At 62.4% G+C, this 17260-nt stretch carries 21 protein-coding genes; 3 read left to right on the top strand and 18 right to left on the bottom strand.

Features of this window, described 5'->3' with window-relative positions:
• Nucleotide 1 precedes the first annotated feature (1 nt).
• The 11 genes from JNE37_RS07565 to JNE37_RS07520 form a co-directional block, all read right to left on the bottom strand.
• Nucleotides 2-337, bottom strand: coding sequence for a DUF736 domain-containing protein (locus tag JNE37_RS07565; protein ID WP_203065833.1), 336 nt, complete (start codon nt 335-337; stop codon nt 2-4).
• A 35-nt stretch (nt 338-372) separates the two neighbouring features.
• Nucleotides 373-918, bottom strand: coding sequence for a S26 family signal peptidase (locus JNE37_RS07560; protein WP_203065832.1), 546 nt, complete (start codon nt 916-918; stop codon nt 373-375).
• On the bottom strand, nt 915-1433 hold the full coding sequence (locus JNE37_RS07555) for a DUF2840 domain-containing protein (RefSeq protein WP_203065831.1): 519 nt from the start codon (nt 1431-1433) through the stop codon (nt 915-917). Before JNE37_RS07555 ends, JNE37_RS07560 begins: the two co-directional genes overlap by 4 nt.
• Entirely contained in the window at nt 1430-1684 is a 255-nt protein-coding gene (locus JNE37_RS07550; protein WP_203065830.1) for a hypothetical protein, read from the bottom strand. The genes JNE37_RS07555 and JNE37_RS07550 overlap by 4 nt, the downstream gene beginning before the upstream one ends.
• Complete coding sequence (gene parA, locus JNE37_RS07545) at nt 1681-2334, bottom strand: ParA family partition ATPase (RefSeq protein WP_203065829.1); 654 nt, start codon at nt 2332-2334, stop codon at nt 1681-1683. Before parA ends, JNE37_RS07550 begins: the two co-directional genes overlap by 4 nt.
• Nucleotides 2331-3476 (bottom strand): replication initiator protein A, encoded by a 1146-nt coding sequence (locus tag JNE37_RS07540; protein WP_203065828.1) that lies wholly within the window; start codon nt 3474-3476, stop codon nt 2331-2333. The genes parA and JNE37_RS07540 overlap by 4 nt, the downstream gene beginning before the upstream one ends.
• A gap of 7 nt (nt 3477-3483) precedes the next feature.
• Nucleotides 3484-3765, bottom strand: a complete 282-nt coding sequence (locus JNE37_RS07535) for a helix-turn-helix transcriptional regulator (RefSeq protein WP_010336149.1) — start codon at nt 3763-3765, stop codon at nt 3484-3486.
• A 136-nt stretch (nt 3766-3901) separates the two neighbouring features.
• Nucleotides 3902-4399, bottom strand: a complete 498-nt coding sequence (locus tag JNE37_RS07530) for a DUF2285 domain-containing protein (RefSeq protein WP_246513573.1) — start codon at nt 4397-4399, stop codon at nt 3902-3904.
• Nucleotides 4335-4667: a transcriptional regulator domain-containing protein gene (locus JNE37_RS22605; protein ID WP_246513571.1), complete on the bottom strand. Its 333-nt coding sequence runs from the start codon at nt 4665-4667 to the stop codon at nt 4335-4337. The genes JNE37_RS07530 and JNE37_RS22605 overlap by 65 nt, the downstream gene beginning before the upstream one ends.
• A gap of 128 nt (nt 4668-4795) precedes the next feature.
• Nucleotides 4796-5071 (bottom strand): DNA -binding domain-containing protein, encoded by a 276-nt coding sequence (locus tag JNE37_RS07525; protein ID WP_203065826.1) that lies wholly within the window; start codon nt 5069-5071, stop codon nt 4796-4798.
• A 60-nt stretch (nt 5072-5131) separates the two neighbouring features.
• A complete protein-coding gene (locus JNE37_RS07520) occupies nt 5132-5398 on the bottom strand; it encodes a helix-turn-helix domain-containing protein (RefSeq protein WP_020818551.1) in 267 nt (88 codons plus the stop codon).
• A 319-nt stretch (nt 5399-5717) separates the two neighbouring features.
• On the opposite strand from JNE37_RS07520, the gene JNE37_RS07515 reads away from it, so the two are divergent.
• Both JNE37_RS07515 and JNE37_RS07510 read left to right on the top strand, forming a co-directional pair.
• Nucleotides 5718-6038, top strand: coding sequence for a helix-turn-helix domain-containing protein (locus JNE37_RS07515; protein WP_009450556.1), 321 nt, complete (start codon nt 5718-5720; stop codon nt 6036-6038).
• Complete coding sequence (locus tag JNE37_RS07510; protein WP_203065825.1) at nt 6016-7257, top strand: type II toxin-antitoxin system HipA family toxin; 1242 nt, start codon at nt 6016-6018, stop codon at nt 7255-7257. The genes JNE37_RS07515 and JNE37_RS07510 overlap by 23 nt, the downstream gene beginning before the upstream one ends.
• A 94-nt stretch (nt 7258-7351) precedes the next feature.
• On the opposite strand, the gene JNE37_RS07505 is transcribed toward JNE37_RS07510, so the two are convergent.
• A complete protein-coding gene (locus tag JNE37_RS07505; protein WP_009450558.1) occupies nt 7352-7678 on the bottom strand; it encodes a DUF736 domain-containing protein in 327 nt (108 codons plus the stop codon).
• Nucleotides 7679-8245: 567 nt separating this feature from the next.
• Nucleotides 8246-8686 carry a hypothetical protein gene (locus tag JNE37_RS07500; RefSeq protein ID WP_203065824.1) on the bottom strand — a complete coding sequence of 147 codons (441 nt, stop codon included), beginning with the start codon at nt 8684-8686 and terminating at the stop codon, nt 8246-8248.
• 229 nt (nt 8687-8915) lie between these two features.
• On the opposite strand from JNE37_RS07500, the gene JNE37_RS07495 reads away from it, so the two are divergent.
• Nucleotides 8916-9416: a hypothetical protein gene (locus JNE37_RS07495; protein WP_024899150.1), complete on the top strand. Its 501-nt coding sequence runs from the start codon at nt 8916-8918 to the stop codon at nt 9414-9416.
• A gap of 23 nt (nt 9417-9439) precedes the next feature.
• On the opposite strand, the gene JNE37_RS07490 is transcribed toward JNE37_RS07495, so the two are convergent.
• From JNE37_RS07490 to JNE37_RS07470, 5 genes are all read right to left on the bottom strand, one after another.
• Nucleotides 9440-10366 (bottom strand): DUF2493 domain-containing protein, encoded by a 927-nt coding sequence (locus JNE37_RS07490; RefSeq protein ID WP_203065823.1) that lies wholly within the window; start codon nt 10364-10366, stop codon nt 9440-9442.
• Between the two features lie 306 nt (nt 10367-10672).
• On the bottom strand, nt 10673-11710 hold the full coding sequence (locus JNE37_RS07485) for a DUF7146 domain-containing protein (protein ID WP_203065822.1): 1038 nt from the start codon (nt 11708-11710) through the stop codon (nt 10673-10675).
• Entirely contained in the window at nt 11710-16032 is a 4323-nt protein-coding gene (locus JNE37_RS07480; RefSeq protein ID WP_203065821.1) for a strawberry notch-like NTP hydrolase domain-containing protein, read from the bottom strand. Before JNE37_RS07480 ends, JNE37_RS07485 begins: the two co-directional genes overlap by 1 nt.
• A 158-nt stretch (nt 16033-16190) precedes the next feature.
• Nucleotides 16191-16835 carry an antitoxin of toxin-antitoxin stability system gene (locus tag JNE37_RS07475; RefSeq protein WP_203065820.1) on the bottom strand — a complete coding sequence of 215 codons (645 nt, stop codon included), beginning with the start codon at nt 16833-16835 and terminating at the stop codon, nt 16191-16193.
• A complete protein-coding gene (locus JNE37_RS07470; RefSeq protein ID WP_203065819.1) occupies nt 16828-17244 on the bottom strand; it encodes a hypothetical protein in 417 nt (138 codons plus the stop codon). The genes JNE37_RS07475 and JNE37_RS07470 overlap by 8 nt, the downstream gene beginning before the upstream one ends.
• Nucleotides 17245-17260: the final 16 nt, after the last annotated feature.

Below are 17260 nucleotides of genomic sequence, written 5' to 3'. Positions count from 1 at the left end.
CTCAGCCCCGATCTTCGCGGGGCTTTGGACGGCTCCAGTGTAGCGACCATGACGAGCCTGCATCGTCATCGCGGAACAGGTTGGCGCGGATCGGCTGCGGCAAGGCGGGATCGTCAAGCAGTACCGAGAGATATTCGCCAGCCTTTTCGCCGGTGCGTTTCCATGCAGCACCGACCTCCGGCCCGTCATGTTCAATGAAATGGACGCGATAGTCCGGCGCATTCTCCGCATCGGAATGTTCGGCGGGCACGATGACGAGATCGCGCTTCATGGTGAGCGTTACGAGCTGACCCGCGAAGCCGGATGCGTCACGCGAGAATTGACCGATCTGTGGCATGGTATGTCTCCTGTGTTTGTGGGTTTGGCCTGGGTTCAATGCGTGACCGCCCGCCATTCGTAGCGGCCATCGCCTTCCTCATCGGTCCAGAGCGGAAGCGCCCGGCCGATGACGGAACTGGCGAGAACAGGTCCGAAGTAACGGCCATCGAGGCTGTCCCGGATGTCCCAATTCATGAGGAAGAGTTCGCCGTCGCGGATGATGCGGCAGCCCTGCCAGACCGGCAGATCGCGGCCCATGCGGTCGCGCTCCAGTGCATCGCCCATCTCGACGTTATCGACGGTGATCGTCGCACCGCTGCGGCAGACGCGCTGCCCCGGCAAGCCGAGGACGCGTTTCAGCAGCGGCACGCCCCACCCGATATAGCCGCGCTCAACCATGAACCGCTCCAGCGGTTCGGGCGGCTCGATGACGGCGAGTTCGGGAATTTTGAGCGTATCGGCAGGAGCAACCGTGTAGAAGCCGATGGGCGCGCTGGCAGTCGCATTCCAGATCAACCGGGTTGGCAGATCGGCAACAGCCGTGGCGACAAGCGTGCCGACAGCCAGCATGGACACGGCGAGAATATGACGGCGGCTCATGGCGCAATCCTCCGGCGGCTGACCCATGCGGCATGGCGCTCCGGGGTGTAAGGGTTGGGGTCCTGACCAGCACTCAAACGGTTGTGGACGTGCCGCCAATGGTCCGGCGCAACATCCGCCGGATCGACGCCAAGCGCGTCCACAGCGTCGATGGCGGCCAGCGCTTGCTGCACCTTTGGCCAGCCATCGATACGCAGCAGGATCTCGCCGCCGGGGCGAACGAAGGGCACGGTCTGGAACGGCTCGCCACGGCCGACAGCGCGCAGGATGTCGAGCCGCGAGACGATGGTGCCGTAATCGTTGGAGGCCCAGCGGACGAAGGCGAAGATGCTTTCGGGTGCGAAGCCGACGAGACTGCGGCGGCGGTCGATGATCTGCTCAAAGCTCTTGCGGCCGAAGCGTATCCAGCGCTCGACCTTCTTCTTCTGGAAGGTCAGTTCGACCATTGTGGTGAACGGGGCAGGCCCGTCCGCCAGCGGGTGTTCATGCGCAGCGCGCGCGGTTTTGCCGGTCATGGCTGATCTCCTTCGGTGGGTGGAAACTCGCGGACCAGCAGCTCGCGCAGCATCACGGCGACGGTGACGCCGCGCCGGAAAGCGGCAACCTTGATGCGCCCGCGCAGTTCGGGCGTGATGTCGATGGTCAGGCGGGCAGTGAACGCCTCCATCGCCGTCTTGCCGATTGCCGGGGCATCGGCGGCCCTGACCCAGCTATCGGGATTGCCCGGACGAGACGCGAAGCCGGATTTGGCGGGCGGACGTGTCATGGCACAATCCTCCCGATACCGAGGCCATCGATCTCGGCCACCAGCGCTGTGACCTCCTGTGCGGCCCGTTCGCCGCCATCGGTCTCCGATACCAGCCGTCCGGTCTGTGCGGCTTCAGCGAAGGCGACGCGCTGGCCGACCGTTGTGGCCAGCAAGGGCGGATCATGGTCAGCCAGTGTCTCGGCCGTTTCGCGGGCGATGATGGTGCGCGCACCGCATCGGTTCAGCAGAAAACGGGCGGACAGCTCCGGGCGATAGATGCGTGCTTCATTCAGAAGCGCCAGCATTTCGGCTGATGCCCAGCCGTCAAAGGGGGATGGCTGCACCGGGATCAGCACCAGATCGGCTGCAAGCAGCGCAGAGCGCATCAGACCGGCGACACGGGGCGGGCCATCAATGACGACATGATCCGCGTCACGCGCCAGTTCCGGCGCTTCCCTGTGCAGGGTATCGCGGGCAAGTCCGATGACGGTGAACAGCCTTGGCAGCCCTTCATGGCTGCGCCGCTCCGACCAGTCGAGTGCGGAGCCTTGCGGGTCGGCATCGATCAGGATGACGCGCTTGCCTTCCGCGGCCCAGGCTCCGGCGAGATGCAGCGCCAGCGTCGTCTTGCCCACGCCGCCTTTCTGATTGAGGAGCGCAACAATCATCGCCGTCCTCCCGGTTTGCCGAGAGGAAGTTCAGGCGTGCTTGTTGACGCGGGCGATCCTTGCTTTGGGGGTGTCAGCTTGCCTTTATGGGCACCCGATCTGAGGGCCTCACCAGCCTTCGCGATGAGCTTTTCCACATCGCGCCGCCGCTCTTCAAAGTTAGATTCTGTGTTAGACTCTAAGTTAAGGGCGCGATTTTCGCTTTTGTTACCGAAGGATAGTAGGTGTTTGGGTTCCCGATAGCACGAGCCTCCGGTTCCTGATGGCACGATAGTCCGGGTTCCCGATAGCACGAGACTATCCACAGGTTTTCCACAGGCCGAGACAGGCTCGAAAGCGAGCAGCATCCGGCCGCCGGTTTCGACCTCGGCGAACAGGGTGTAGCCGGGCAGTGGCTGGCGGCGGATAATGTCGCGCAGCTCGAAGGCGAAGCGCTTGAACGGCGACAGACTGCCCGATTTCTGGTGCAGGTGACGGAAGTCGAACCGCCAACCGTTTTTCTGCCGCCCACCATGCTTGCGCACCAGGCGATAGAGCCAGCGATCCAGCCCGCCGGTCAGATTGAAATAGGCCCGGTCGATGGTGAGGATCAGGGCGTCATCCAGAACCGCACTGTAGAACCAGTCGGGCACGATCATCTCGATGCCGTCCGGGCGGCCATTGGCATCGGTCCGCTCATGCCATTCGTTGATCCACGAAAAGCGATGCCGCCGTCCGTTCGCGCGCTGGCGGATCGAGGTCGCAACCGTGGTCGATTGCAAGCGGTCCAGCGCCGCTTTCAGACGCTGATAGTCCCTCAGGGAGGTTCCGCGCCCGGTGAACGTCAGGATCTCATAGGGCGTTGCCGCCATCAGGCGCGAAGTGCGCAGACCGGCGTCCCGCGCTTCAACAATCTGACTGGCCGCCCAGATCAGAATATCGGCATCCCAGATCGTCGCCATACCGTGATCGGGAACAGCTTCGACACGGATCGAGACGTCACCCAGGGCAAAGTCAATCGGGCGGATACGGTGCGATTTGGAAAGGGAAAAGAAAGGATAGGCCATGAGATCCTGCGCGTCTCGTGGAGCGAATTCACCGGGAATCGCCCGAAACAAATCGAGTTGTCCGCGCTCCGAGGCATATGGATATTGGGGGGCCATCAGCCGGTCAGCGCGTGATGCGCTTGGGTGACGTGAATGCGGTCGGCGGGAGAGGTTTTGCCGGGAGAACCTGTCCCCGTGGATCCGACGTTGATGTCACCGACCCGCGCGCAACCCAGGCTGCGAGATCCTCGACCGAATAGACCACGCGGCCGCCGAGCTTGTGATAGGCAGGCCCTGTTCCGTAAGTCCGGTGCTTTTCCAGCGTCCGGGCGGACAGGCTGAGGAAGTCGGCGGCTTCCTTGGTGCGCAGGTAGCGTGGCGGCAAGGCGGCGAGATCAGGTCGCATGGGGTGGCCTCCGTGGTTGTGCAGGATGCCGCTGACGATCAACGGCATGACAAGCGCACGGTGGCGAAGGCGCGGCGGCATGGGGGATGAGGAAGATCGAAGGGGTGAAATCCTCACCCTCGATCAGGCGTCAGAGTCAGGGTTTGCGACGATGGCGCAAAAGATCCTGATAACCGCCGTCGATCAGCGCGGCAGCAGATCGGACAAGGGCGATGACAGAGGCGCGCAAAGCCGATGTCTTCCACGGTTCGGCCCGAACGCGCGCCTCTCCGTAGATGGCGATGGCAATCTCACGATAGGTCGCGTGGTTGGCGTTTCCGTCGGCGGCTTGCATCATCAGGCGGAACCGTCGGCGCTGATACGGCGTCATCCTGGGGTCGCGGCGCGCGGGTTTCCCGGCCAAGATGTGCCAGAGCCTGAGAATGGCTTCGAGCCGATCCGGCAGATTTTCGTCAAGTGGCAGGATGATCGCCGGCTGCGAATTGGCATCGGTGTCGGCGAGGATCAGATATTGAACGCCGTCTCTGGCATCACAGACACCATATGTCCCCTCTGGTCCGCAGATGGCATCAGCAAAATCGACCGAGAAGGCGGACGGAGAAGGCGGAAGAAAATCGGGCGCTGCCCCGAGCATCAGCATGTCCGGATTGGCAACAGGCGACCAGATGACCGGTTGGTCGAGCGCGGAAAAGCCGGGGTCTGCCGGGAAATCGCAACCCCCAGCGATTTTGGACGTCATCCGCAAAGGGAAGATGCCCGGCGCCTTGCGCTACAAGATCATCGAAACTGGCCTGATAGGAGGCGTTACGGCGCAGGCATTCCCAGGCGACACCCTCAACGGGCAGCGCATCGAAGAATTCATACTGGTCCTGGTCTCGCCAGCGGGATGTATCCGGCTTCATTGCTCCGCTCCTGGTTGAAACTGCACAGGTGGAGCGTGAAAGAATTGCGGCGCCTCTACCGAGATGGAAGCCAGAACAAAGACATGGGGTGATGCTCTGAAGGCATCACTGGTGCGACGGCGGCGAGGTCAGGTCCGATCTGTCGGATGACGCAGCAGCTGACGATAGCCGCTCTGTGTCATCCAGCGCGCCCGTCCCAGATGGCTGTCATGGACCTGCCGGGCGCGTTCAGGTTCCCGAACAGGATCAATTCCGAACAGCACATTGACGGCTTCGGCCCATTCCGCCCCATCATCGGCGGCATCGAGCAGCCGCATATAGAGCTTGATATGCGCGCGGTCATATTCGGTCAGCTCGCCGCTAACAGGTGCAATATCGTCGAAGGGGGGAAGCGGAGATGTCATGTCGCGGGTCGCCACAGAGCACAGGCCGCCGCAGCGGATCGATGATGCCGCCCGCGCCCGTCAGGCGTCATGGATCTGTCGGTGTCTCTTCTCGTCTTGGCCATGTACCAGCAACACTCCTTGCCCGCGATCCGTGGACAGGAGAACAATCCCTGCTGCTTCAAGCGCCCGGCGCACCTGATCCCGCGTTGTCTCATACACCTCGAGCCGGTTCTCGGACTCAAGGCGTTTCAGGGCAGTCAGCGATATTCGGGCCTTGTCAGCGAGCGTCTCCTGCGTCCAACCCAGCAACGCGCGTGCGGCCCGCGACTGTCGAGCGGTGATCATGCATGATCACCTCCCATCGCGACCGGCGCGCATTCCAGAACTACGGCTATTTTAGTCGCCTTCGCCCGATACGCCATACGAAATCGTCGAATCTGGCCAGGGCGTTATCTGCACGGCTGAGCATGCAGCCCGACTGATTCGCCTGTACGCCGCAATTGCAGCACTTGTGCTGGCCGTAACGCCGACCAGCGCAAGATGATCCCCAAACGCTCCATGGGAAATGATCGTGATATGTTTGGAGATCATTTTCTTTGCGTTTTGCGCTGGATATGATACCCATCCAGATCAGTGCAGCAAAAATGATCCGTAAAGGCATCACATGAAGGCGGAAGAAGAAACACTGAGGCTGATCGGCGACCATTTTCGCCGCGCGCGTCTTGCAGCGGGGTTGACCCAGGAGCAGGTGGCCGATCTTGCGGGCATTTCGCGCCCGCGCTACCGCGACATCGAGACGGGGGCGGCGGCTGCGCGCACCACGACATTGATCAACATTGCCAGGGCGCTTGGGCTGGAAATGATGCTGGTCCCGCAGGCAATGGTGCCCGCCATCGAGGCGCTTTTGCGCCCCGAGGCCGAGGATGATCATCCGGCCTTCAGCCCGCAACCGGAGAGCGACGATGACAGCCGCCCGTACCGCTGAGACCATCACCGCGCTGGACGTGTTCCTGAACAGTGCGAAGGTTGGCACAATCGTCAGGACGCCGGGTGATTTCAACGCCTTCAGCCTTGATCCGGCCTATCGTGCGACCGGCGGCATTCCGGTTCTAAGCCTGTCGCTGCGCGCGGCATCAGGGGGCTTGCGCAAGGATCCGCGACCTGTCGCAGGCAGCCTGCCGCCCTTCTTTGCCAACCTGCTGCCCGAAGACCGGCTGCGCGAGGCGATGGAGAAGCACCATGCCGGCAACGTCCGGCCGGGAAATGATTTCGATCTCCTGGCAGCTCTTGGCGCGGATCTGCCGGGGGCGGTGCGGGTGCTGCCCAGTGACGGTCAACCGGGCATCGGGGCGGCCCCATCCCAAGGGCGGCCCAAGGCCCGCTTCTCGCTGGCGGGCGTGCAGATGAAGCTCTCGGTGATGAAAAATACCGGCAAGGGCGGCGGGCTGACCCTGCCGCTTGGTGATGGCGAAGGGCAGTATATCGCGAAATTCCCCTCGACCGCTTTTCCGGGCGTGTCGGAAAACGAGTTCGCGAACCTCGCGCTTGCCGAAGCCATCGGCATGGACGTGCCTGAGCGGGAACTGGTCAGCCGAGACCAGTTCGAGGGGATTCCCGAAGAGTTCGAAACACTTGCCGAGGGGCTGGTCCTGCTCGTGCGGCGCTTTGATCGCGGAAATGATGGGCAGCGCATCCATATCGAGGATTTCGCGCAGGTTTTCGGCCTGTACCCGGCGCGCAAATATGATGGCGCCGCCTCCCACGACATCGCCTCTGTGCTGAATGTTGCGATCTCGCCGTTCACCGCGCTGGAGTTTGTCCGGCGGCTGACCTTCTCGGTGGTCATGGGCAATGGCGACATGCACCTCAAGAACTGGTCGCTGATCTATCCGGGCGACGGCGACACGCCCGCTCTTGCACCGATCTACGACATGCTTTCGACCGTTCCCTATATTCCGGCAGATGGGCTGGCGCTGTCTCTGGGCGGCGAGCGGGCCTTCAAGGGCCTGGCTCCGGCCCGCTGGAAGACGTTTGCCAATCGGGCAAGGCTTCCCGAGCCAGCCGTGCTCAAGGCCGTTGTCGAGACGGTGAAACGCATCGATGCAAAATGGTGGACCCTGCCGGAACGCGAAGTGGTCCCCCCGCTCGTGCTGGAACGGATCGACGCCCATGTGAAAACCATGATCCCGATCCTGACCGGCTGAGCAGTTCCAGCCCGGACAGGTCACCGGGCCTGGCGGCTTTCCCGCGGGCACGGGAAAGGCCCCGACCTTGCGGTCGGAGCCTTTGTTCCGCGCCTCAGTCGCCACGGCGACCGTTGGGGCGGGACCAGATGAGGGAGAAGGTTTCGCCGTCTTCTTCGTCGAAGAGGTTGGCGTAGATCGGAGCGTTGAAGCTTGGATCGTCCAGCTTGAGGCCCAGATAGTCGCGGCCCTCGTTGGAGCGCTTGGACCAGGCGGCGCCGATTTCGGCGCGGCCGACCAGAACGCGGTGGCTGGGGGCGTTCTCGCCGGTGGCGCGCAGGTCGGGGATGATGCGCACGCCCTTGGCCTGGACGCTGAGGGTGACGATTTCGCCGGTGAATTCGTTCGAGCCGGTCTTCTTGAAGGTGCCGATGGTTGCCATTTTAAGTCTCCGATTTCCGTTTCCGAGCCCGCACCATTGCGGCCTCTATGGCGATCGACCGGCCGGAGACGAACGCTGGCGCACCCCAAAGGGGCTGGATAGCACAGGAGAAACTTTCTTGTTCCGCGCGGAATGTCGGCTTTGCCGGCAGGGGAAGAAAGTTGTGACGACGCTGTTGCGCTAGAGCGGTCGAAGCGCATCGCGCTGGTCTTCGGCCAGATCAGGCCATTGAAGAGGCCGTTTGGAGCGGTCGAGACACGGGGGTTGAACGGGGACGGAGGCAACCTCGAGGCTCCATCAGGACGACCAGACCGGCGCACCGGCTTGTCTGGTCCCCCGCGTTTCAGGCCGTGCACATCCTTTTCTCCGGCCTGTGCCATCGGCATTGCCCCAACCGGTTTTCGGTCAGTCCTCGAATGCTGGCACTGACCGTCCTGCGCTCCTATGGGCCGTGCCTGTGCCTCACGCTGATCAGAGATTTACACGCCATCTACCCGCCCGCCTCCTGACGAAGACGGCAGATGATCCGTATCCGATTCTGGTCCTGCCTCTACGGGTCACTCCAGTTCAGGTGCGTGCAAGGCTCCCGTCCGCAGGGCCGGTTGCCGCCATGCCTGCAACGCGTAGGAAAGCTGTCACGCCCACCGCGACCGCACCGACCACCGAGAAGATGATCTGCCAGGTCTCGGACGGCATCATGTGTTTGACGATCCCGAGCGTAGCGTAAAACCCGGTCATGCCCGCCGGGGCGACGAAGGCCAAAGCGATCAGCAGCCGTGCCCAGATCGGACGAACCAGCATGAGCAGGCCCTGACCGACCGCCAGTGTCAGACCCGCAGCGATAAGACCGATGAGGATGCCGCCAGGCCAGCCAGCGCCCGTGCCATAGGCCCATATGCCTGCGTTCAAGCCGATAAAGAACGGCAGGGCGAAGACGGCGAGATTGAACAGCAGCCAGCACATGGTGGCGATGGCTGCAATGGAAACAAGAATTCCGAGAACGATCATGGTGGTGACTCCGTGCAAAAGGTTGGACGGCTGCGCCTTCCACCACCACCATGGCGCAATCACAGCATAGCAGCATTCCTCTCACCGCGCGAGAAGCGATGGCTTTCGAGGCCAGGCCTGTCCGAAAACTCGCAGTTTGAATGAGAAAGCTTATGCGTCTGGTGGACCAGTATCTGCTGCACCTCTACGATGACCATATCGTTGGGCGGAAGGATGCGGGTTAAAGTTTATGGCAGAAGTCGATTGGTCAGATCGGGCATTTTATGATGACGGCGAATGGGTGACATGGTCAGACATTGACGAACAGCTTCGTCACAAGGAATGGGGAGCGAAGTATCCAAACGCCATCCGATCAATGATCCCGTATTTTGAGGACCTGATCTCACTCGCTGAGAGCTACCATCTGGAGACGGGCCTGCATTTATCTGTGTATGGCGACATCGGTGAGCTGTTCGGTGCCATCACCTACGGCATCAAGTTGAACAAGACCTACGCGCAAGGTTCGGACGGCAGGCTCGAAAATGATCATGTCGAGATCAAAACCATCACTCCTTTCAAGAGCAAAGACGTGGTGATGGTGGATACATCAAGGCATTTCAGCAAGCTGCTCGTGGTCAAAATTAATGCGGAATTCCAGGTCTCCGGGCGAATGGTCAGCCGCAAGCAATTGCCAAAGCGCTCAGGCCGTTATGTCCGAATTCGTTGGGACGACCTGGCGCTATTGCAGTAGTGCTTATGCTGAACAGGCAGCGCTCACGCGCTGCCGGTCCCGAAGCGATAAACCGGGATACCCATCTTGCGAGCCTTGTCGGCCAGATTGTCCTGAATGCCCGTGCCGGGGAAGATGATGACCCCGATCGGCATGATGCCGAGCATCTGGTCGTTGCGCTTGAACGGCGCCGCCTTAGCATGTCTAGCCCAGTCAGGTTTGAAGGCGACCTGCGCGACTTTGCGATTGTTGGCCCAGGTGGCCGCGATGCGTTCCGCGCCCTTGGGCGATCCACCGTGCATCAGAACCATGTCCGGGTGCTTGGCATGGACCTGATCGAGCTTGGCCCAGATCGTCCGGTGATCAGTCGTGTCTCCGCCCGAGAAGGCGATCTTTGGCCCGGCGGGCAACAGCACCTCGTTGTCGGCCCGGCGTTTGGCGGCGATGAAGTCGCGGCTGTCGATCATGGCCGAGGTCATCTGGCGATGGTTGACCCGTGAACCGGAGCGTTGCGACCAGGGCGTTCCGGTGGTGCGCAGATAGATGTCCGCGGCAGTCTCGCGGAAGATTTCCATGCTGTCACGGCGCTCGATCAGGCTTTGTCCCGCGCCGATCAGGGTTTCCAACTGGACGGATTTAACCTCGCTGCCGTCCTGTTCGCGTTGAAGGCGTTTCTGCGTCTGCTCGTTATCGTCAAGCTTGCGCTCGATCCGTTCGACAGCGCGGTGGAAGGTGTTGACGGTGGACCAGAGGATTTCGTCGAGGTCGAAATCGAGGCTGGTGTCGGCCATGGTGGAAATCAGGGCGTCGAAAATGTCGGAGACTGCGCCCTGGATGACGTGATCCTCGGGGGTGATCCGGGGATCGGCTTCGTCTTCGGAGGGGCGGTAGCCATAGAGTTCGAGTTCTTCGATGGCATGGCCGGTCGGGGACGTGCTGTGATCGGGTTCGAATTCGTCGCGCGCGTACATGGGATGCTTCCGTCAGTTGGACCGCGACCGTCGCGGCCTTCATGGCGAGACACGCCCACGGGCGCTCCGGCCTGGCAGGCCGAGCCTCTGGCGAGGGCCTTGATGGCAAAGCCCGGCTGATTTGTTTCGCGCTGTAAAGGCGGCTCCGCCGCCGACGGAAATCAGTCGGGCGCCGCCATTGCCTGACCGGAGTGTTTGTGGGCCGATCGCCCTCTCAGAAGGCCAAGGCGCGGTCCTCTGCTGATGACAGGATGCAGTCTATGCGCATGACAGGATCAGTACTCCCCGATCACGGTCTCGTGCCGGCTATTCTATTGAAGCCATGAAGCGGCTGACGTCCTCGGGAGCGATTTGCACCCGGATCTCTGCCCGAACGGCATCCAGCCCGTGAGTTGCGAGATCTTCGTTGAAGTCCCCCATCATGGGCGAGAGCGTGATGGCGTCGATCCCGGCCTCGTGCGCCCGGTCCACCAGGCTATCACGGGCGCTGTCACCTGCCGGATCGTTATCACGGACGATATAGAGCCTGCGCAGGTGCGGCGGGAACAGGATGGCCGCGAGGTGTCCGGCCGAGAGCGCGGAAACCATCGGCATAGTGGGCAGAGCCTGACGCAACGACAGGATGGTTTCGATACCTTCCCCCGCTGCCATGACATCCTGCGTATCCCCGTAACGAACCGCATGTCCGAGCAGGTCGCCCATTGCCTTCCTCGGCGGATCGACAGGTGCCTTGCCGGAACCGTCCGGGGCCAGCCATGTGCGGTGCGCGCCGGTGATCCTGCCATCGAGGCCGGTGACGGCGGCGATCATGGCGGGCCATGTTTCGGTCGGGCCATCGTCCTCGGGCCGCCAGTAGCAGTTGGGATGGAACCGCAGATTTGCGGTTTGGCGTAAATCCGTAATGTCGCGTCCGCGTAAATACGCTTCTGCGATGCTGCCGATCAGCGGCTGTGTCATGCGCCAGAGGCGGCGTGCTGCCTCGGATGATCCCGATGGTGCTGGCATTCGAGGCTGGCGGGATGGCGGCTGTGGTTCAGGATGCGGCAGGCTGAGGAAGCGCCGGGCCTCTTCGGCAACATCTGCGAAGTCGATCAGGCCGAGTGAATCCCGGATCACGTCGAGCAGATCGCCATATTCACCCGTGGCCGAGTCCTGCCATTTTCCAGCGAAGCCCTTTGTGCTGTCATGCAACCGGACGAACATGGAGCGGCCAGCCGTGTTTCGGACATCGCCAACCTGCCAGTAATTGCCCTGTTTGCGGCCATTGGAGAGGTAGTGGCGGCACACCGCCTCGGCCTGTCGGCCGAGACGCTGCGCCAGTTCGGAAGCGTTGAGACGCGACATTATGCGGCCTCCCGCTCACCGATGCGCTCAACCGGGAAGCGGTCAAGCAGTTTGCCGATGATCTCCGGCCCCGTTGCATCGACGGGCACGAAGAAGCGCAGTTTCCACGAGATGATCTCGCTGAAGAGGCCATAGACCCGCAGCCGGTCACGCATTGCATCAGTAAAGCCGGTCAGTTCGATCCGGTTGGCGCCCATGACGCGGACGCGGCGCAGTTGCAGGCCCTCGGCGAGATCAAGGATCGTGCGACCTTCGATCAGCGCGGCATAGGCGGCATCCGGTGACAGGTTGCTGGTAACGCCGCTGGTCGAGGCATTGGTGGCCCAGGCCGGCGATACCCGACGACCGATGATGCGTTCTCCCTCGTCGGTCTGGAGCCGATAGACGCGGGAGGAGTCCTGCGGCAGGCGTTTCCAGATTGGCAGAAGGAGCCCCGTCACCATATGCAGGATGCTGTCGGTGAATTCCGGCACCTCGGCCAGTTCCGCCTTCCAGGCTGTAGTGAAGGCGGCACGGCCAGCCTCGATCCAATGGGTCTCGCCCATCGCCCGCACCGGAATGTTCATCGCCTCCATCGGCCGGATCAGCCGCACGCGCCGTTCAATCTCGCCATCATCCAGCATGACGCTGGTGGTCGGGATCTGCACGGCGGCACGACCGGATCGCTCGTTGATGAGCAATCTTGCGCGGGGATTATCCAGTTCAGCCAGGGATGAATCGAGCGTGACCGGCTGATTGCGCTTGCGCTCGGTGAGCGTCAGGAGCCGGGTTTCCGCGCCGGTGCCGGGATGGGTGTGGATTACCTGCCGGTCTGTGACGATGAAACTTTCGGCCTGCAGCGTTTCCAGCCCCATGTCATAGGTGCCGGATGCAATTGCCCCATCGATCCGGGCCTGCAGAAGCTGCTCGAAGGCTGAGAACAGGATACCCTGCAACTCGATGGTCAGCGCCAGCAGGCGGTTGAGGAAGGTGGTGATCGGTGGCAGGTCGTCCTTCACACCGTTGCTGTCCATCAGCTTCAGCCCGGTAGCGGTTTCAAACCGCTCCAGCGAGCAGCCCTCGACCTTGCCGCGCACAATCAGCAGATAGAGCTGGCGCAGCGCGTCGCGGGCATAGGCGGATTCCAGATTATCCTCCGGACGGAACAGCCCCTGACCGCCGGTCTGGCGCTGGCCGCGCGTGATCGCGCCCAGCGTGTCGAGACGGCGGGCGATGGTCGAGAGGAAGCGCTTCTCGGCTTTGACATCCGTAGCGATGGGGCGGAAGAGCGGCGGCTGCGCCTGATTGGTCCGGTTGGTGCGGCCCAGCCCCTGAATGGCGGCATCGGCCTTCCAGCCAGGTTCCAGCAGGTAATGCACGCGCAGCCGCTGGTTTTTCGCCGAGAGTTCGGCGTGATAGCTGCGCCCCGTGCCACCCGCATCCGAGAAGATCAGGACGCGCTTCTGGTCATCCATGAAGGCCGAAGTCTCGGCAAGGTTGGCAGAAGGCGCACGGTTCTCGACCGCAAGGCGGGCCGATGCCCCGTCGCCCTTGCGCACGATCCGGCGTGAACGCCCTGTGACCTCCGCCACCATATCTGTGCCGAAACGCTGGACGATCTGGTCGAGCGCACCGGGGACAGGCGGAAGCGACCCCAGCTGTTCCAGCATCTCGTCGCGCCGCGCCACCGCTTCGCGGCATTCCACCGGCTGACCATCGCGGAAGACGGGGCGTGACGACAGGTTCCCCTCGCCATCGGTAAACGGCTCATAGAGCTGCACCGGGAAGGAATGCTGCAAATACGAGCCTACATATTCCCTCGGCGTGACATCGACGGAAATATCGTTCCATTCCTCGGTGGGGATCTCGGATAGCCGCCGTTCCATCAGCGCTTCGCCGGTCGAGACGATCTGGATGACGGCCGCATGGCCCGCTTCAAGATCGGCATCAATGGACCGGATCAGGGTCGGGGTTTTCATGGAGGTCAGCAGATGGCCAAAGAAGCGCTGCTTGGTGCTTTCAAAGGCCGAACGGGCGGCGGATTTGGCCTGCCGGTTCAGCGTCCCCTCGCTGCCGGTGATGTTGGCGGCTTCCATGGCCGCGTCCAGGTTCCCATGAATGACAGCGAAGGCGGCAGCATATGAGTCGTAGATGTGCCGCTGTTCGTCCGTGAGCTGATGCTCGATCAGTTCATATTCGACGCCATCATAGGAGAGTGAGCGGGCGGTATAGAGGCCGAGAGATCGCAGGTCGCGGGCCAGGACCTCCATGGCCGCAACGCCACCGGATTCGATCGCCTCGACGAACTCGGCGCGGGTCTGGAACGGAAAGTCCTCACCGCCCCAGAGGCCGAGGCGCTGAGCATAGGCGAGATTGTGGACGGTGGTGGCGCCAGTCGCCGAGACATAGACGACGCGGGCGTCGGGCAGCGCGTGCTGAAGCCGCAGGCCCGCACGTCCCTGCTGCGAGGCGGCGACATCACCGCGTTCACCTTTTCCGCCACCGGCATTCTGCATGGAATGGCTCTCGTCGAAGATAATGGCTCCATCGAAATCGGACCCCAACCATTCGACGACCTGCTTGACGCGGGAAACCTTCTCGCTCCGGTCGTCGGAGCGTAGCGTGGCATAGGTGGTAAAAAGGATGCCTTCCGACAGCGTGATCTTTGCGCCTTGAGGGAAGCGTGACAGGGGCGTGACCAGCAACCGTTCCATGCCGAGCGCCGACCAGTCGCGCTGCGCGTCCTCGATCAGCTTGTCGGATTTGGAGATCCAGATCGCCTTGCGCCGACCGCGAAGCCAGTTGTCGAGAATGATGGCGGCGGACTGGCGACCCTTGCCAGCGCCGGTTCCGTCACCGAGCATGAAGCCCCGGCGAAAGCGGATCGATCCAGCAGCATCCTCGGGCGCGGCGCTCACATTGTCGAAATGCTCGTCCACGGTCCATGCGCCGGCGAGATGATCGGCATGGGCTTCACCGGCATAGATCACCGTTTCAAGCTGGGCGTCCGACAGACGCGCAAAGATGTCAGCGGGAAGCATGGGCCGGTATGAAGGTCTGGGCGGTGCGACCGAGGCCATGGCGGCGGATTGCACCAGCTTGGTCGGATGCGGCTGCGCGCCAGCAATGCGCAGCGATTGCAGCGCATACTCCTCATAGATCGCGTCGGACAGGCGAGTGCCTTCCGGTGGCGACCAGTCCACGGTTTCATAGGCAAGTTCGACGCCCTCGAGATCGTTGTCCGGAGCAGCGGCAGGCCGCGGTGCTGCCGAGCGGGCCAGATAGCCTCGCACGGTTTTTGGCGCGGCGGTCGAAGCAGGCACCACGATCTTCGGCAATGATACCGGCGAACGCTGCGGGACATGCGCCTCGATCCATTCGATCAGCGTAGCAACATCCGGCGCGATCCCTGGAGAGGCCGGGAAACTGGTCGGATCGTCGGCGGGCAGCTTGTCGATCACGGTCAGCCGCGTGTCGATCGTGGTGCCGTGCTTTGCGTAAACCGCGCCATCGACGGCAGCGCTGAACACCAAGCGACCACGGGCCTGCAAGCGAATGAAAGCGTCCCGCCATGCCGGAGCTTCGGGGCCAAAGCCAGCGCCGGTGATCGTCACCAACCGACCGCCGGGAGCAAGGCGGGCCAGCGCCGAGGCAACATGACGGTAGGCCGCATCGGCGACACGCCTGCTGACATTGGACATAACCGAGAATGGCGGGTTCATCAGCACCACCGACGGGACGGCATCCGGGGCCAGATGATCGTCGATCTGGGCGGCGTCGAACCGGGTGACGGCAAAGGCCGGAAAGAGCTGAGTAAGAAGATCGGCGCGGGTATCTGCGAGTTCATTGAGGATCAACGAGCCGCCGATGGTCTGCGCCAGGATCACCAGAAGGCCGGTGCCAGCCGATGGTTCCAGAACCCTGTCATCAGGCGTGATTGCGGCAGCCGTCAGAGCGGCAAGGCCGAGCGGGATCGGCGTCGAAAATTGCTGGAAGTTCTGGCTTTCCTCGGAACGCCGGGTCTGCGTGGGCAACAGCGCCGCGATCTTTGCCAGCACGGAAATCCGTGCAGCCGGAGACACGGCTTTACGGAAAAGGGCCTTTCCGTATTTGCGCAGGAAGAGAACTGTGGCGACCTCGCACGCCTCATAAGCCAGCTTCCAGTCCCAGGCGCCGGTAGCGTCCGACGCGCCGAAGGCCGTTTCCATCGCACCGCGCAATGTCACGGCATCGACGCGCTGGCCGCGTTCGAGGTGGGGGAGCAGATGATTGGCCGCAGCCAGGATTGCGGGCGCAGCCGCCAGCGGCGTGACCGGATCGGTCACGGGAAAAGCCATGTTCATGTTGGGAACCTCAGGAGAGCGGGAAGGACAAGCCCGGACAGCGCTCTCTCTCGACCGCCTGGACTTAACCCCTCCCGGCCCACCTCTGACTCTCGAAGCGCATCATGAAAAAAGCGCCCCGACCGGACGGCGGGGCGCTTGTCAGTGTCTTCTCGGGATCATCCGAAGCGGCGACCGGCTTCGGTGAACGTGTATTCATTGGCGGCGATGGTTTCATCGACCGCTTGGTCCGAGGACAGATAATCATATTCGCGCTCAAGCTGGCGGTAGAGCCAGCGGGCCAGATCGCGCAACGCCTCGATGAGGGTCTCCTCGGCATCGGCGGTCATATCCTGCCAGGTCGAGCTGTCTCGCTCGACCGAGATCGACATGCAGTATTCGTGATAATAATGGCCGCGATGGCTGGCATCGGCGCGAAGCTGATAGAAGTTGCGGCGCTGGATCGCCTGAAGGGCATCGGCGATGCGGTGCAGTTCGGTGTCCTTGGGCGCATAAGTCCTGATCTCGGCCGATGCGTTCTTGCCGTAGCTGTATCTGCCCTCCCAACAGGCGCCGTCCCCTTGCGACCAGAAGCCCCGGAACCAGATGCACGGTTCCTGACGGCTACCCCCGCCCATCAGGCGGACGGTGCGCGTTTTGAAATCGACGCCGAGGATTTCCGCGATGCGCTGGAAATCCTCATAGACGGCATCGTACCAGTCATAGTCGAAGCCTCCCTCACGATACCAGGAACGGGCCTTGTCCTTCGCCGCATCGGACAATTCGTTGAGGCGATAGACGGTTGTTTCGATGATCTCAGGCATAGGGATCGCCTCCCTCCAGCACCGTCGAAAGCCATCCATCGGTATAGATCCAGTCCACAGTCTCGCCGGTGGCGAGATCGAGGACATGCGCCCCGCCGCCGAACCCGTCGATGCGTGGCTTCGAGCAGCTATTTGCGTACTGGAAACCCCATAATCCGCTCAGGCTGAACTCGGCGGCGCATCGCTTGACGAACTGGATGACATGCTCGGGATCGCCGGTGACGTCATCGCGCATCCAGAGCTGCGTGCCGCCATGTTCGGGCTGGATCGATAGCAGGAAGCCGTCCGAGGGCGGGTCTTCGGCAGCATTTTCAGCAGCCAGAGCGTTGTAGAGATCGAGTGCGCGAGCGGCGTTTTCGGGGGTGCCCACTTCGAGCAGGCAGGAAAAGTGCGTGTAATAGTCGGCCATGACAGTCTCCGGACAT

Source organism: Paradevosia shaoguanensis (assembly GCF_016801025.1).
Lineage (GTDB): Bacteria > Pseudomonadota > Alphaproteobacteria > Rhizobiales > Devosiaceae > Paradevosia > Paradevosia shaoguanensis.
This window is presented reverse-complemented; position numbering and strand designations above follow the sequence as displayed.

Excerpts from the sequence above, each read along its gene's own strand:
- JNE37_RS07525 (WP_203065826.1), bottom strand. The coding sequence starts at position 5,071 with ATGACATCTCCGCTTCCCCCCTTCGACGATATTGCACCTGTTAGCGGC.
- JNE37_RS07565 (WP_203065833.1), bottom strand. The coding sequence starts at position 337 with ATGCCACAGATCGGTCAATTCTCGCGTGACGCATCCGGCTTCGCGGGT.
- JNE37_RS07500 (WP_203065824.1), bottom strand. The coding sequence starts at position 8,686 with ATGATCGTTCTCGGAATTCTTGTTTCCATTGCAGCCATCGCCACCATG.
- JNE37_RS07515 (WP_009450556.1), top strand. The coding sequence starts at position 5,718 with ATGAAGGCGGAAGAAGAAACACTGAGGCTGATCGGCGACCATTTTCGC.
- JNE37_RS07490 (WP_203065823.1), bottom strand. The coding sequence starts at position 10,366 with ATGTACGCGCGCGACGAATTCGAACCCGATCACAGCACGTCCCCGACC.
- JNE37_RS07505 (WP_009450558.1), bottom strand. The coding sequence starts at position 7,678 with ATGGCAACCATCGGCACCTTCAAGAAGACCGGCTCGAACGAATTCACC.
- parA (WP_203065829.1), bottom strand. The coding sequence starts at position 2,334 with ATGATTGTTGCGCTCCTCAATCAGAAAGGCGGCGTGGGCAAGACGACG.
- JNE37_RS07535 (WP_010336149.1), bottom strand. The coding sequence starts at position 3,765 with ATGCGACCTGATCTCGCCGCCTTGCCGCCACGCTACCTGCGCACCAAG.
- JNE37_RS07485 (WP_203065822.1), bottom strand. The coding sequence starts at position 11,710 with ATGTCGCGTCTCAACGCTTCCGAACTGGCGCAGCGTCTCGGCCGACAG.
- JNE37_RS07530 (WP_246513573.1), bottom strand. The coding sequence starts at position 4,399 with ATGCTCGGGGCAGCGCCCGATTTTCTTCCGCCTTCTCCGTCCGCCTTC.
- JNE37_RS07560 (WP_203065832.1), bottom strand. The coding sequence starts at position 918 with ATGAGCCGCCGTCATATTCTCGCCGTGTCCATGCTGGCTGTCGGCACG.
- JNE37_RS07475 (WP_203065820.1), bottom strand. The coding sequence starts at position 16,835 with ATGCCTGAGATCATCGAAACAACCGTCTATCGCCTCAACGAATTGTCC.
- JNE37_RS07520 (WP_020818551.1), bottom strand. The coding sequence starts at position 5,398 with ATGATCACCGCTCGACAGTCGCGGGCCGCACGCGCGTTGCTGGGTTGG.
- JNE37_RS07540 (WP_203065828.1), bottom strand. The coding sequence starts at position 3,476 with ATGGCCCCCCAATATCCATATGCCTCGGAGCGCGGACAACTCGATTTG.
- JNE37_RS07555 (WP_203065831.1), bottom strand. The coding sequence starts at position 1,433 with ATGACCGGCAAAACCGCGCGCGCTGCGCATGAACACCCGCTGGCGGAC.
- JNE37_RS07510 (WP_203065825.1), top strand. The coding sequence starts at position 6,016 with ATGACAGCCGCCCGTACCGCTGAGACCATCACCGCGCTGGACGTGTTC.
- JNE37_RS07470 (WP_203065819.1), bottom strand. The coding sequence starts at position 17,244 with ATGGCCGACTATTACACGCACTTTTCCTGCCTGCTCGAAGTGGGCACC.
- JNE37_RS22605 (WP_246513571.1), bottom strand. The coding sequence starts at position 4,667 with ATGAAGCCGGATACATCCCGCTGGCGAGACCAGGACCAGTATGAATTC.
- JNE37_RS07550 (WP_203065830.1), bottom strand. The coding sequence starts at position 1,684 with ATGACACGTCCGCCCGCCAAATCCGGCTTCGCGTCTCGTCCGGGCAAT.
- JNE37_RS07480 (WP_203065821.1), bottom strand. The coding sequence starts at position 16,032 with ATGAACATGGCTTTTCCCGTGACCGATCCGGTCACGCCGCTGGCGGCT.
- JNE37_RS07495 (WP_024899150.1), top strand. The coding sequence starts at position 8,916 with ATGGCAGAAGTCGATTGGTCAGATCGGGCATTTTATGATGACGGCGAA.